This is a genomic window from Caulobacter sp. 602-2 (assembly GCF_011043625.1).
Taxonomy (GTDB): Bacteria; Pseudomonadota; Alphaproteobacteria; order Caulobacterales; family Caulobacteraceae; genus Caulobacter.
In genome coordinates this window covers 542,925-555,106 of sequence record NZ_JAAKGT010000001.1, presented here as the reverse complement: position 1 = coordinate 555,106, position 12,182 = coordinate 542,925, and the positions used below count along the sequence as shown (strand labels likewise).

The 12,182-nt window shown below is 67.0% G+C and carries 11 protein-coding genes; 10 read left to right on the top strand and 1 reads right to left on the bottom strand.

Annotation, left to right across the window (positions count from 1 at the left end):
* Positions 1-140: 140 nt before the first annotated feature.
* Positions 141-647 carry a protein activator of alkane oxidation PraB gene (locus G5B46_RS02475; protein WP_165255754.1) on the top strand — a complete coding sequence of 169 codons (507 nt, stop codon included), beginning with the start codon at positions 141-143 and terminating at the stop codon, positions 645-647.
* Between the two features lie 203 nt (positions 648-850).
* Positions 851-1,297 (top strand): DUF2147 domain-containing protein, encoded by a 447-nt coding sequence (locus tag G5B46_RS02470; RefSeq protein WP_165255753.1) that lies wholly within the window; start codon positions 851-853, stop codon positions 1,295-1,297.
* A 25-nt stretch (positions 1,298-1,322) separates the two neighbouring features.
* Here the strand turns inward: G5B46_RS02470 and G5B46_RS02465 are convergent, their stop codons facing one another.
* On the bottom strand, positions 1,323-2,672 hold the full coding sequence (locus G5B46_RS02465) for an MFS transporter (protein ID WP_165255751.1): 1,350 nt from the start codon (positions 2,670-2,672) through the stop codon (positions 1,323-1,325).
* 242 nt (positions 2,673-2,914) lie between these two features.
* Here G5B46_RS02465 and cyoA point away from each other — a divergent pair, with 242 nt between their 5' ends.
* From cyoA to G5B46_RS02425, 8 genes are all read left to right on the top strand, one after another.
* On the top strand, positions 2,915-3,952 hold the full coding sequence (gene cyoA, locus G5B46_RS02460) for a ubiquinol oxidase subunit II (RefSeq protein ID WP_165255749.1): 1,038 nt from the start codon (positions 2,915-2,917) through the stop codon (positions 3,950-3,952).
* A gap of 19 nt (positions 3,953-3,971) precedes the next feature.
* Positions 3,972-5,969: a cytochrome o ubiquinol oxidase subunit I gene (cyoB, locus tag G5B46_RS02455; protein ID WP_165255747.1), complete on the top strand. Its 1,998-nt coding sequence runs from the start codon at positions 3,972-3,974 to the stop codon at positions 5,967-5,969.
* Between the two features lie 2 nt (positions 5,970-5,971).
* On the top strand, positions 5,972-6,595 hold the full coding sequence (gene cyoC, locus G5B46_RS02450) for a cytochrome o ubiquinol oxidase subunit III (protein ID WP_165255745.1): 624 nt from the start codon (positions 5,972-5,974) through the stop codon (positions 6,593-6,595).
* On the top strand, positions 6,592-6,990 hold the full coding sequence (gene cyoD / locus G5B46_RS02445; protein WP_165255744.1) for a cytochrome o ubiquinol oxidase subunit IV: 399 nt from the start codon (positions 6,592-6,594) through the stop codon (positions 6,988-6,990). Before cyoC ends, cyoD begins: the two co-directional genes overlap by 4 nt.
* Positions 6,987-7,730 (top strand): SURF1 family protein, encoded by a 744-nt coding sequence (locus G5B46_RS02440; RefSeq protein WP_346764856.1) that lies wholly within the window; start codon positions 6,987-6,989, stop codon positions 7,728-7,730. The genes cyoD and G5B46_RS02440 overlap by 4 nt, the downstream gene beginning before the upstream one ends.
* On the top strand, positions 7,727-9,082 hold the full coding sequence (locus G5B46_RS02435; RefSeq protein WP_165255742.1) for an ATP-binding protein: 1,356 nt from the start codon (positions 7,727-7,729) through the stop codon (positions 9,080-9,082). Before G5B46_RS02440 ends, G5B46_RS02435 begins: the two co-directional genes overlap by 4 nt.
* Positions 9,072-9,605, top strand: coding sequence for a response regulator transcription factor (locus tag G5B46_RS02430; protein ID WP_165255740.1), 534 nt, complete (start codon positions 9,072-9,074; stop codon positions 9,603-9,605). Before G5B46_RS02435 ends, G5B46_RS02430 begins: the two co-directional genes overlap by 11 nt.
* Positions 9,606-9,709: 104 nt before the next feature.
* On the top strand, positions 9,710-11,875 hold the full coding sequence (locus G5B46_RS02425) for a TonB-dependent receptor (RefSeq protein ID WP_165255739.1): 2,166 nt from the start codon (positions 9,710-9,712) through the stop codon (positions 11,873-11,875).
* Positions 11,876-12,182: the final 307 nt, after the last annotated feature.

Below are 12,182 nucleotides of genomic sequence, written 5' to 3'. Positions count from 1 at the left end.
GCGCGGCGCGCGTTGTCGTCTTTTCACCATAACGCATTGAATTTTATGTATTTTTGGTTTGACTCCTTACACGATTGATAGTTGCATGTAGCTCGACCTCCAATGAGGGGTTGCACAAAATAATCGTAGGAGGAGACGTCATGTTGAAGAGCGCTTCTGTTCTCGCCGCCGCCGTCCTGGCCGCCGCTGGTTTCGCCGGCGTGGGCTCGGCCCAGGCCCAGACCATCTCGCCGGCCAACACCGGCTTCACCCTGAGCGGCACGCTGCAGCTCAGCCAGTCGACCACCGTCAACTGCGCGGTCTCGCTGAGCGGCACGACCAACCTCGGCGGCACCGGCGCCTCGATCACGAGCGGCTCGTTCGCTCCGGGCGACTGGCAGTGCGGCTGGCTGGTTTCGCCCAGCAGCTTCCCCTGGGCCGTCACCCTGACCGGCGGCACCGGGATCTCGATCTCGGGCATCGGCGCCAACTCGATCCTGGGCAACTGCTCGGGCGTGGTCGCCACCACCTGGACCAACCCCACCACCACCCCGACGGTCCAGCCGAGCAGCGTGAGCTTCTCCAACCACAGCATCCCGGGCTCGCCGAGCACCTGCTACATCACCGGCACCCTGGTCAGCAGCCCGAACCTCACCGTCACGCCGTAAGGCGTCGACGGCGGAATGGGATCCTGATCCTTTCCCCCCTCGTCTCGCCGGGAGCCTCCCCACGGGCTCCCGGCGTTTCTTTTTTCGGCTTGCCTCGCGATCGCCCCGGCCCGGCCGGTGGCTGAGCGCTTGACGCGGAGGCGCGTCCGACAGACCGTCCGCGGGCGAAGAGGGCAGCGAGCCCTTTCGAAGGGGGACACGTCATGGCGCGGGCGAAGAGCCGAACCTGGGCGACGAGGGCCGGATTGGGCGTAGCGGGCCTGGCGCTGTCGGTTCTGGCCGCCTCGGCCCAGGTGCAGCCGCCGCCCGCCACGGACGGCATCTACGGCGTCTGGCGCAATCCCAAGGGCAGCGTCCACGTCGAGATCAAGCCCTGCGGGCCGGAGGTCTGCGGCTATGTGGTGTGGGCCAACGACGAGGCGCGGACGGACGCGCGCAAGGGCTCGGGCGGCGAGCTTCTAGGACGTCAGCTTTTGAGAGACTTCACGCCCAGCGAAAAGGGCGAGTGGCGCGGCAAGGTCTTCGCGCCGGACGTCAACATGACGTTCTCAGGCCGTGTGCTGGTGCTGGACGCCGGCAAGCTGCGGGCCAAGGGCTGCGTGCTCGGCAACTTCCTCTGCAAGACCCAGGTCTGGACCCGCGTCGCCTGAGGGCGACGCGGGCAGAACCCTTCGATCAGGCGCCGGCCTTGGCCTTGGCGCGAATGCGGCGACGGCGGTCGAGGCTCAGCGCGACCAGCGTGGCCACCGCGCCCGAGGCCAGGTAGAGGCCGATGGCGGGCAGGCCCCAGTAGCTGGCCAGCGCCAGGGCGGCCAGCGGCGCGAAGCCCGCGCCGACCAGCCAGGACAGGTCGGAGACCACGGCCGAGCCGGTGTAGCGGTAGTGGCGCAGGAAGCCCGAGCTGACCGCGCCCGAGGCCTGGCCGAACGACAGGCCCAGGATCGCGAAGCCCGCCACGACATAGACCGTCTGGCCCACGCTGCCGGCGTCGAGCAGCCACGGTGCGGCCAGGCTGAACACGCCGATCAGCACGGCCGACAGGGCCAGCTGGTTCTGGCGGCTGATGCGGTCGGCAATCCAGCCGGAGGCCATGATCCCGACCACCCCGACCAGGGCGCCGGCCAGCTCGATGCGCAGGAAGTTCAGCGCCTCGCCGCCGTCGTCATGCAGGCTGACCCAGGACAGCGGGAAGACGGTGACCAGGTGGAACATGGCGAAGGTGGCCAGCGGCGCGAAGGCGCCGATCAGCACGTTGCCGCCCTGGGCCTTCAGCAGGCTGGTGATCGGCACGGGGCTGAGCTGGCCCTTCTCGAACAGCTTGCCGAACTCTTCCGTGGCGACGATGCGCAGGCGGGCGAACAGGGCCACCACGTTGATGGCGAAGGCCGCGAAGAACGGATAGCGCCAGCCCCAGTCGAGGAAGTCCCCCGAGCTCAAGCTGGCGACGAAATAGGCGAACAGCCCGCTGGCCAGCATGAAGCCGAAGGGCGCTCCCAGCTGCGGGATCATCGCGTACCAGCCGCGCTTCTTCTCGGGCGCGTTCAGCGCCAGCAGCGAGGCCATGCCGTCCCAGGCGCCGGCCAGCGCCAGGCCCTGGCCGATGCGGAAGGCCGCCAGGGCCCAGATCGCCGCCGCGCCGGCGGTGGCGTAGCCCGGCAGGAAGCTGATGGCGGCGGTCGAGCCGCCCAGCAGGAAGAGGGCGATGGTCAACTTCACGCCGCGACCGTAGTTGCGGTCGATCGCCCCGAAGATCGCCGAGCCGATGGGCCGCGCCACGAAGGCCAGCGAAAAGATGGCGAAGGAGCACAGCACCCCCGTCAACCGGTCGACGAAGGGGAAGAAGAGCTGCGGGAACACCAGCACCGAGGCGATGGCGTAGACGAAAAAGTCGAAGAATTCCGAGGTCCGGCCGATGATCACGCCGATGGCGATCTCGCCGGGGCGCACCCCCTTGTGATCGGCATGCAATCGCCGTGCGTCGCGCTCTAGGCCCGATGACGTCGGAATTGCGAAATCCTGGTTCATGCAGCTACGCGCCTTGTTCCTGTTGTTTTCGTCCCAAACTCTTTTCAAGCCGCCTTTTCGACGGTCTTGAGTCCGAGCATGAGACCAACTTGCCCTTTCTGGCAAACGTCTTGAGGCCTCTTCGGCTCCGCTCGGAGAACACGGCTTCGTGTGATAAGGCTGCCCCTAGGACAAATGGTCCAATGTCACGCACTGGCGGACTGGCTTAACGGCGCCGCCAACGTCCGTAGTCCAGGTCCCTCATGACACCGAGTTCCTTGAAGAAGCTCGCCCTGTTGCCCGTGCTGCTCCTGCTGAGCGGCTGCGACTGGGTGGTGATGAATCCGTCGGGTGATATCGCCGCGCAGCAGCGCGACCTGATCATCCTGTCCACCGTGTTGATGCTGATCATCATCGTGCCGGTGATCTTCCTCACCCTGTTCTTCGCCTGGAAGTACCGGCAGTCGAACAAGACGGCCAAGTACGATCCCGACTGGCACCACTCGACCAAGCTCGAGATCGTGATCTGGGCCGCCCCGCTGGTGATCATCATGATCCTGGGCGCCGTGACCTGGACCAGCACCCACCTGCTAGACCCCTATCGCCCGCTCGACCGCCTGGCGCCGGGCCGCACCGCCGAAGGCGTCAAGCCGCTGAAGGTGCAGGTCGTCGCGCTCGACTGGAAGTGGATGTTCATCTACCCGGAACTGGGCATCGCCACGGTCAACGAACTGGCCGCGCCGGTCGACACCCCGATCGACTTCGACCTGACCGCCTCGTCGGTGATGAACTCGTTCTACGTGCCCGCCCTGGCCGGCCAGATCTACGCCATGCCGGGCATGCGCACGAAGCTGCACGCCGTGATCAACAAGCCGGGCGTCTATGACGGCTTCTCGGCCAACTACAGCGGCGAAGGCTTCTCGCACATGCGCTTCAAGTTCCACGGCATGAACCGTGCGGACTTCGACAAGTGGGCCGCCGAGGTCCGCAAGAGCAACGACCGTCTCGATGGAACCCGCTACCTGGTGCTCGAAAAGCCCAGCGAGAAGGTTCCGCCCCAGCGCTTCGCCTCGGTCGAGGCCGGCCTGTTCGACAAGGCGGTCAACCGCTGCGTCGAGCCGGGCAAGATGTGCCAGCACGACATGATGGCCATCGACAAGTCGGGCGGCCTGGGCATGGCCGGCGTCTACAACGTCACCACGCTCGAATACGACAAGCGGACCCGGCGCGGGGAGGGCGGCATCCGCTCGTTCATCGCCGCGCTCTGCGCCCCCAAGTCCGCGCCCGCCGAAGCGCGCTGATCAAGCCTAGAGATCATTCATGTCCCCGGACCTCGTAAAAACGATCTTCGGCCGTCTCACATGGGACGCCATTCCTCTTCACGAACCCATCCTGATCGGCACCTTCGGTGTCGTCGCCCTGGGTGGGATCACCGTCCTGGCCGCCCTGACCTACTTCAAGGTCTGGGGCTACCTGTGGCGTGAGTGGCTGACCAGCGTCGACCACAAGAAGATCGGGGTGATGTACATCATCCTGGCCATCATCATGCTGCTGCGCGGCTTCGCCGACGCCCTGATGATGCGCGCCCAGCAGGCCATCGCCTTCGGCGACGCGGCCGGCTACCTGCCGCCGCACCACTACGACCAGGTCTTCACCGCCCACGGCGTGATCATGATCTTCTTCGTGGCGATGCCGCTGATCACCGGCCTGATGAACCTCGTCGTGCCGCTGCAGATCGGCGCCCGCGACGTGGCCTTCCCGTTCCTGAACAACTTCAGCTTCTGGATGACGGTCGGCGGCGCGATCACGGTGATGCTGTCGCTGTTCGTCGGCGAGTTCGCCCGCACCGGCTGGCTGGCTTATCCGCCGCTGTCCGGATTGGCGTACAGTCCAGACGTAGGGGTCGACTACTACATCTGGTCACTGCAGATCGCGGGCGTGGGCACCACCCTGTCGGGCATCAACCTGATCGTCACGATCGTGAAGATGCGCGCCCCGGGCATGAGCCTGATGAAGATGCCGGTGTTCACCTGGACCTCGCTGTGCAGCAACGTCCTGATCGTCGCCAGCTTCCCGATCCTGACCGCCGTCCTGGCCCTGCTGTCGTCTGACCGCTACCTCGGCACCAACTTCTTCACGAACGACTTCGGCGGCAACCCGATGATGTACGTGAACCTCATCTGGATCTGGGGTCACCCCGAGGTCTACATCCTGGTCCTGCCGGCCTTCGGCGTGTTCTCGGAAGTCGTCTCGACCTTCTGCAGCAAGCGCCTGTTCGGCTACAGCTCGATGGTCTACGCCACGGTCGTCATCACGATCCTGTCGTACATCGTGTGGCTGCACCACTTCTTCACCATGGGCTCGGGCGCCAGCGTGAACTCGTTCTTCGGGATCACGACGATGATCATCTCGATCCCCACGGGGGCGAAGATCTTCAACTGGCTGTTCACGATGTACCGCGGCCGCATCCGCTTCGAAGTGCCGATGATGTGGACCGTCGGCTTCATGGTCACCTTCGTCATCGGCGGCATGACCGGCGTCCTGCTGGCCGTTCCGCCCGCCGACTTCGTCCTGCACAACTCGCTGTTCCTGATCGCCCACTTCCACAACGTGATCATCGGCGGCGTGGTGTTCGGCATGTTCGCCGGCATCGTGTACTGGTTCCCGAAAGCCTTCGGCTTCAAGCTGGACCCGTTCTGGGGCAAGCTGTCGTTCTGGTTCTGGCAGATCGGCTTCTTCTTCGCCTTCATGCCGCTCTACGTGCTGGGCCTGATGGGCGTGACGCGCCGCGTCAGCCACTTCGAAGACCACAGCCTGCAGATCTGGTTCGTGATCTCGGCCTTCGGCGCCGTGCTGATCCTGTTCGGCATCATCTCGTTCGTGATGCAGATGGTCGTCGGCTTCATGAAGCGCGAGCAACTGGCCGACAAGACGGGCGACCCCTGGGGTGGCCGTACGCTGGAATGGTCGACCTCGTCGCCGCCGCCGGCCTACAACTTCGCGTTCACGCCGGTGATCCACGAGATCGACGCCTGGCACGACATGAAGCAGCGCGGCTACGTGCGTCCGACGACCGGGTTCATCCCGATCCACATGCCGAAGAACACCGGCGCGGGCGTCGTCCTGGCCGGGATCTCGGTGGTCGTCGGCTTCGCGATGATCTGGCAGATCTGGTGGCTGGCGGTGATCTCGTTCGTGGCTCTCGTGGCCTCGGCGATCATCCACACCTTCAACTTCAAGCGTGACTACTACATTCCGGCCGAGGAGGTCGTCCGTGTCGAGGACGCCCGCACCGAAGCCCTGCGGAGCCTCGCGTAACCATGGCCCACGCCCAAGCCCTGACCGAAGCGGACAAGGACCGCTTCTACCTCACCGAGGACCACCATCCGGAGAACGGGACCCTGCTGGGGTTCTGGATCTACCTGATGAGCGACTGCCTGATCTTCGCGGTCCTCTTCGCCTGCTACGCCGTGCTCGGCCGCAACTACGCGGCCGGCCCCTCGGGGGCGGATCTGTTCGATCTGCCCATCGTGGCGGTCAACACCGCGCTGCTGCTGTTCTCGTCGATCACCTACGGCTTCGCCATGATCTCGGCCCAGGCCAAGAAGGTGAAGCCGACCCTGATCTGGCTGGCCGTCACCGGCCTGCTGGGCCTGGGGTTCCTGTCGCTGGAACTGTACGAGTTCAACCACCTCATCCATGAGGGCGCCGGTCCGCAACGCAGCGCGTTCCTGTCGTCGTTCTTCGTGCTGGTCGGCACCCACGGCCTGCACGTGACCTTCGGCTGCATCTGGCTCGTTACGCTCATGGTCCAGGTCGCCAAGCGCGGCCTCGGTGGCGAGATGAAGCGTCGCCTGATGTGCCTGTCGATGTTCTGGCACTTCCTCGACGTCATCTGGATCGGCGTCTTCTCGTTCGTCTACCTGCTCGGAGTCCTGAAATGAGCGCGGCCAGCCACGACGCGCACCACGCGCATGACGACCACGGGCACGGGCACGATGAAGGCGGCGCCCACGGCACGCTGAAGGACTATGTGATCGGCTTCGTGCTGGCGGTGATCCTCACCGCCATCCCGTTCTGGCTGGTCATGGGCGACGTGCTGCCCAACAACCAGATGACCGCCCTGGTGGTCATGGGCCTGGCGGTGATCCAGGTGCTGGTCCACATGATCTACTTCCTTCACATGAACTCGCGTTCGGAAGGCGGCTGGACCATGCTGGCCCTGGTGTTCACCCTGGTCGTGGTGGTGATCACGCTCTCGGGTTCGCTGTGGGTGATGCACAACCTCGACACCCACATGATGGCCCCGATGCCGCACGACATGCGGGAAGTTCCGTGACGAAGTCCGGCGGCCGAGCCGCCCGGACGATCGCCCTGGTCGGGCTCTGCCTGGCCTTCACGGCGATCTTCCTGGCGCTCGGCGGCTGGCAGGTCCAGCGCAGGGCCTGGAAGCTCGACCTGATCGCTCGGGTCGAGCAGCGCATCCATTCAGAGCCTTCCCCGCCGCCCGGCCCCGACCGCTGGGCGGGCGTCACCCAGGCCAGCGACGGCTATCGCCGCCTGCGCCTGACGGGGCGCTTCCGTCACGACCGCGAGACGCTGGTCCAGGCCGTGACCAACGAGGGCCCCGGTTTCTGGGTCCTGACCCCGCTTTCCACCGACCAGGGCTTCGACGTTCTCGTCAATCGCGGCTTCGTCACGGCCGAACGCCGCGCGCCGGGCGCGCGCCTGGCCGCCCAGGTCGATGGTCCCGTCAGCGTCGTCGGGCTGCTGCGCCTGACCGAGCCGCACGGCGGCTTCCTGCGCAAGAACGCCCCGACCGAGAACCGCTGGTACTCCCGCGACGTCGCCGCCATCGGGCAGGCGAGGGGGCTTTCGAACCTCGCGCCCTATTTCGTCGACGCAGACGCTGCGCCCAATCCGGGCGGCTGGCCGATCGGCGGCCTGACGGTGGTGAAGTTCCCCAACAGCCACCTCGTCTACATGCTCACCTGGTTCGGCCTGGCGCTGCTGACCGGCGGGGCGGCGGCCTATGTTCTGTTCGACGCGCGCCGGAACCGGGTTAAAGAGACCCCATGACGCCTACCGCCCGCATCCTGATCGCCGGCATGTCGGGCTGGCTTTCGGGAGCGCGGGCCGCGGACAACGCGGCGGGCCCCGCCGACGCCATCGCCCGCCAGAACATGCTGCAGCTGATCCACCTGCGTTGGATCGCCGTGGTCGGCCAGGTGGTCACCATCCTGGCGGTGCACTTCAGCCTGGGATTCCACCTGCCGCTGGCGGCGATGATGCTGGTGCTGCTGGTGCTGGTGGCGCTGAACCTGTTCAGCCTGCTGCGCCTGAAGAGCGCCAAGCCGATCGGCCCCTACGACCTCTTCCTGGCCCTGGCGCTCGACTCCCTGGCGCTGACCGCCCAGCTCTATTTCAGCGGCGGGGCGACCAACCCGTTCACGACGCTCTACCTGCTGCACGTGATCCTGGGCGTGGTGCTGCTGGAGGTGTGGGCGACTTGGGCGATCGTGTTCCTGACCAGCTTCTGCTTCCTGCTGCTGGTGGCCGCCAACCGGCCGGTGATCGCCAGCGGCCTCAGCGACCAGGCGTTCTTCGGCCTGTTCATCATGGGCATGATGATGGGCGTCGTCCTGGACGCGGTGCTGCTGGTCACCTTCGTCTCGCGCATCAACAGCAACCTGCGCCGCCACGACGCCCACCTGGCCGAGCTGCGCCAGCGGGCGGCCGAGGAGACCCACATCGTCCGCATGGGCCTCTTGGCCTCGGGCGCCGCGCACGAACTGGGCACGCCGCTGGCGACGCTGGACGTCATCCTGGGCGACTGGCGGCGCATGAAGGTGTTCGCCAAGCATCCGGAGCTGGCCCAGGAGCTCGAGGACATGCGCGGCGAGGTCAAGCGCTGCAAGGACATCGTCACCGGGGTGCTGCTGTCGGCCGGCGAGGCCCGCAGCGGCGAGGTGCGCGCCAGCACCCTGCGCGCCTTCCTCGACGAGGTGGTCGACGAGTGGCGGACCACCCGCGACGGCGAGGTGCTGACCTATGCGCCGGACCTGTCGGGGGTCACCCCGATCGTCGCGGAATCGACGCTCAAGCAGGTGATCCACAACGTGCTCGACAACGCCCGCGACGCCTCGCCCCACGCGGTGCGGATGAGCGCGCACGTCGCCGACGGCTGGATCGTCGTCTCGGTCGAGGACCAGGGCCCCGGCTTCACCGCCGAGACGCTGGAGAACCTTGGCACGCCCTACAATTCGACCAAGGGCAGGGCAGGGGGCGGCCTGGGCCTCTTCCTGGTGGTCAACGTGCTGCGCAAGCTGGGCGGAGAGGTCCTGGCGGCCAACCGGCCCGAGGGCGGCGCGCGTGTGGTGCTCAGCCTGCCCCTGGCGTCGCTGCAGATCGGGAGGCGTCATGCCCGCTGAACGCAAGCTGATCATCGTCGAGGACGACGAGAAGTTCGCCGCCACGCTGAAGAAGTCGTTCGAGCGCCGAGGCTACCAGGTCGTGCACGTGCATGGGCTGGACGAGGCCCTGGTGGCGCTTGAGACCTTCGCGCCGCGCTATGCCGTGGTCGACCTGAAACTGGCCGGCGAGTCGGGCCTGTCCTGCGTGCAGGCCCTGATCGCCCGCGATCCGGAGATGCTGATCGTGGTGCTGACCGGCTTCGCCAGCATCGCCACGGCGGTGGAGGCCATCAAGCTGGGCGCCTGCCACTACCTGGCCAAGCCCTCGAACACCGACGACATCGAGGCCGCCTTCGAGAAGCGCGAGGGCGACGCCGGCGCGGCCATCGGCGAGCGCGCGACCTCGATCAAGAACCTGGAATGGGAGCGGATCCACCAGACCCTGGTCGAGACCGACTTCAACATTTCCGAGACCGCCAGGCGGCTGGGCATGCATCGCCGGACCCTGGCGCGCAAGCTGGAGAAGCGCCGGATCACGTGAGGCCACATTAAGGCCCCGCTTTTATTTACAAGAAAGTGCATAAGAGGCCTTGCAACTCGCGGCTGTGATGCGGCTGGATGCCCCCGATGTACTGGCTGCTTCTCATGTCCGCTGTCGCCCCAGGCGACGTCCCGGCGCCGCCGCAGGCGAGCGCTGCGGCGCGGGCCGAGGCGGAGGAGGCCGATGACGCGGCGGTGCGGCTTTCAGGCGTCGAGGTCGTGGCCCGTCGCGGGGCGGCCAAGACCCCGCCCGAGACCGAACTGGGGCCGGGCGAGATCGAAGCCCTGGGCGCCTACGACATCGGCGAGGCGCTGGACCGGATCAGTTCGGCCTACGGCATAACCGAGCCGCCCGTGGTGATCATCAACGGCCGGCGGGTGCAGAACGCCGGCGACTACCTGTCGTTTCCGCCCGACGCCATGACCCGCGTGGAACTGCTGCCCGAGCAGGCGGCGGGGCTGTACGGCGCCGACCCGGGCCGGCGGGTCGTCAACATCGTTCTCAAGCGCAGCTTCCAGAGCCGCGACGCCCAGCTGGCCGAGGCGCGGCCCACCAGCGGCGGTCGCTCTTCCTTTATGGGCGACGTGCGCCGCTCGGCCATCGCCGACGAGAACATGAGCCAGCTCGGCGTGCGCCTGACGCACGACACCTCGCTGCGGGCCGACGAGCGGCCCGACTACCTGCGCGACAACCCCCAGTCCCTCGGCGTCGTCCTGAAGCCGAAGAACACGTCCGTGACCGGCAATATGTCGGTCAATCGCCGTCTCGGCGAATGGCAGGGCTCGTTCAGCGCCACCGCGCGGGCCCAGCGGGACGAGACGGTCTCTCGCCGGGGCGACGCGCTCGCCGGCATCCAGGGGCGCCAGCAGGGCCTGACCCTCAACGCGGGCGGCAACGGCGACATCGCCAGATGGTCGGTCAGGGCCGCCATCGACGGCCAGCTCTCGAGCGGCAGCCAGGAGGGCCTGACCGACCGCAAGTCGAACAACCGCTCGGTCGGACTGAACCTGTCGGCCGACCGGCCGCTGCTGACCCTGCCGGCGGGCCGGCTGACGATGGACGTCAGCGGCCGTGTTTCGAAAACCAGCTCGACCAACACCATCGAGGGCGAAAAGACCGAGCGCAGCGCCGAGACCGCCGACATCCGGGGCGGGCTGTCGATCCCGCTCCTGCGCGCGCCTCAGCCCGGCGAGAGCGCCGGACGGATCAATCTGGGCGGCGCCGCCCTGAACCTCAGCGGCAACCTGCGGCGCCAGTCAGGTTCAGGGGGCGGCGGCGGGGTCAACGGCGCGCTGATGTGGTCTCCGCACAAGATCCTGCGGCTGAACGGCTCGTGGGCGCGCTCCTACGACGCCCCGTCCGACCAGCAGCTGTTCGACGCGCCCTTCTACGGAACGCCGATCGTGGTGTTCGACTTCGCCACCGGCCAGTCGGTGGAGATCCTGCCGCTGCTGGGCGGCAATCCCGACCTGAAGGGCCAGACCAACGAGCGGTTCTCGCTGGGTCTCTCGGTGGGGCCGGTGACGCCGTGGCGGCTGTCGGGCAATTTCAGCTACCGCACCTCCGACTCCCGGGACGGCATCAGCGGCCTGCCGGCCCTGACCCCGGCGGTCGAGGCGGCCTTTCCCGAGCGGTTCCAGCGCGACCCCGACGGTCGCCTGATCAGCGTCGACCAGCGTGCGATCAACCTGCTCTCGTCGCGGTCGGACACCCTGGCCTCGGGGCTGAACTTCATCGTGCCCTTCGACGGCAAGGGTCCGCCGGGGCTTAGCACGTCAAGCCTGAGGGTCTCGCTGAACCACACGCTGCAGCTAAAGAGCGTCACGGTCATCCGCGCGGGTTACCCCGTGATGGACCATCTGGCCGGCGACGGCGGCGGCTCGGCGCGCAATACGCTGTCGGCCACGCTGGACGCGCGCCGCGACAAATGGACGCTGAACGCCAGCGCCCGGTGGCGGCAGGCCTATCGCACCCGCCGCGACACGGGCGCCGACGGGCCGAACGACCTTGTGGTCTCCGACCTCACCAGGATCGATCTCAAGCTGGGCTACATGTTCGCCGCCAAGCCCGCCGCGCCGGCCCAGGCCGGGGAGGGCGGAGCGCCTCCCATGCGCATATCGGGCCTGCGCCTGGGCCTTGAAATAGAGAACCTTCTGGACGCGCGGCCCCGCGCCAGGCTGGGCGACGGCCGCCCCGCGCCGGGTTACGGGCGCGATGACCAGGACAGCCTGGGACGGGTGGCCCGGGTCACCCTGCGCGGGCGCTTCTAGGTCTGGCGAGTTTTCACGCCACGCTACTCAAGCGAAAGTCTATTGCATGCGAATGATTGATTTCGTCATGTGAAATTGCGGCGACCACTGAGGCATACGGCATAATGCATTCAGCATGACGACTTGTCATTGCTAAGCTCAAGTTATTGACGCGAAACTGAACTAGGCAGATCGCTAGCCGCTGTTTCGCTTCGCGTAGGCGTTGCGCACTCCAGGAGCTTCTTTGAGCCAGCGGCGGGGAAGGCGGTCATCGCATCCCCCGACACGGCCACGAGCTTCAGGCGTTTGCGTGCGCCTCCGGCGCCGA

What these genes read in the sequence shown, in the direction of transcription:
- cyoD (WP_165255744.1), top strand. Translation starts at nt 6,592, where the DNA reads ATGAGCGCGGCCAGCCACGACGCGCACCACGCGCATGACGACCACGGG.
- G5B46_RS02470 (WP_165255753.1), top strand. Translation starts at nt 851, where the DNA reads ATGGCGCGGGCGAAGAGCCGAACCTGGGCGACGAGGGCCGGATTGGGC.
- G5B46_RS02435 (WP_165255742.1), top strand. Translation starts at nt 7,727, where the DNA reads ATGACGCCTACCGCCCGCATCCTGATCGCCGGCATGTCGGGCTGGCTT.
- G5B46_RS02425 (WP_165255739.1), top strand. Translation starts at nt 9,710, where the DNA reads ATGTCCGCTGTCGCCCCAGGCGACGTCCCGGCGCCGCCGCAGGCGAGC.
- cyoB (WP_165255747.1), top strand. Translation starts at nt 3,972, where the DNA reads ATGTCCCCGGACCTCGTAAAAACGATCTTCGGCCGTCTCACATGGGAC.
- G5B46_RS02475 (WP_165255754.1), top strand. Translation starts at nt 141, where the DNA reads ATGTTGAAGAGCGCTTCTGTTCTCGCCGCCGCCGTCCTGGCCGCCGCT.
- cyoC (WP_165255745.1), top strand. Translation starts at nt 5,972, where the DNA reads ATGGCCCACGCCCAAGCCCTGACCGAAGCGGACAAGGACCGCTTCTAC.
- G5B46_RS02465 (WP_165255751.1), bottom strand. Translation starts at nt 2,672, where the DNA reads ATGAACCAGGATTTCGCAATTCCGACGTCATCGGGCCTAGAGCGCGAC.
- cyoA (WP_165255749.1), top strand. Translation starts at nt 2,915, where the DNA reads ATGACACCGAGTTCCTTGAAGAAGCTCGCCCTGTTGCCCGTGCTGCTC.
- G5B46_RS02430 (WP_165255740.1), top strand. Translation starts at nt 9,072, where the DNA reads ATGCCCGCTGAACGCAAGCTGATCATCGTCGAGGACGACGAGAAGTTC.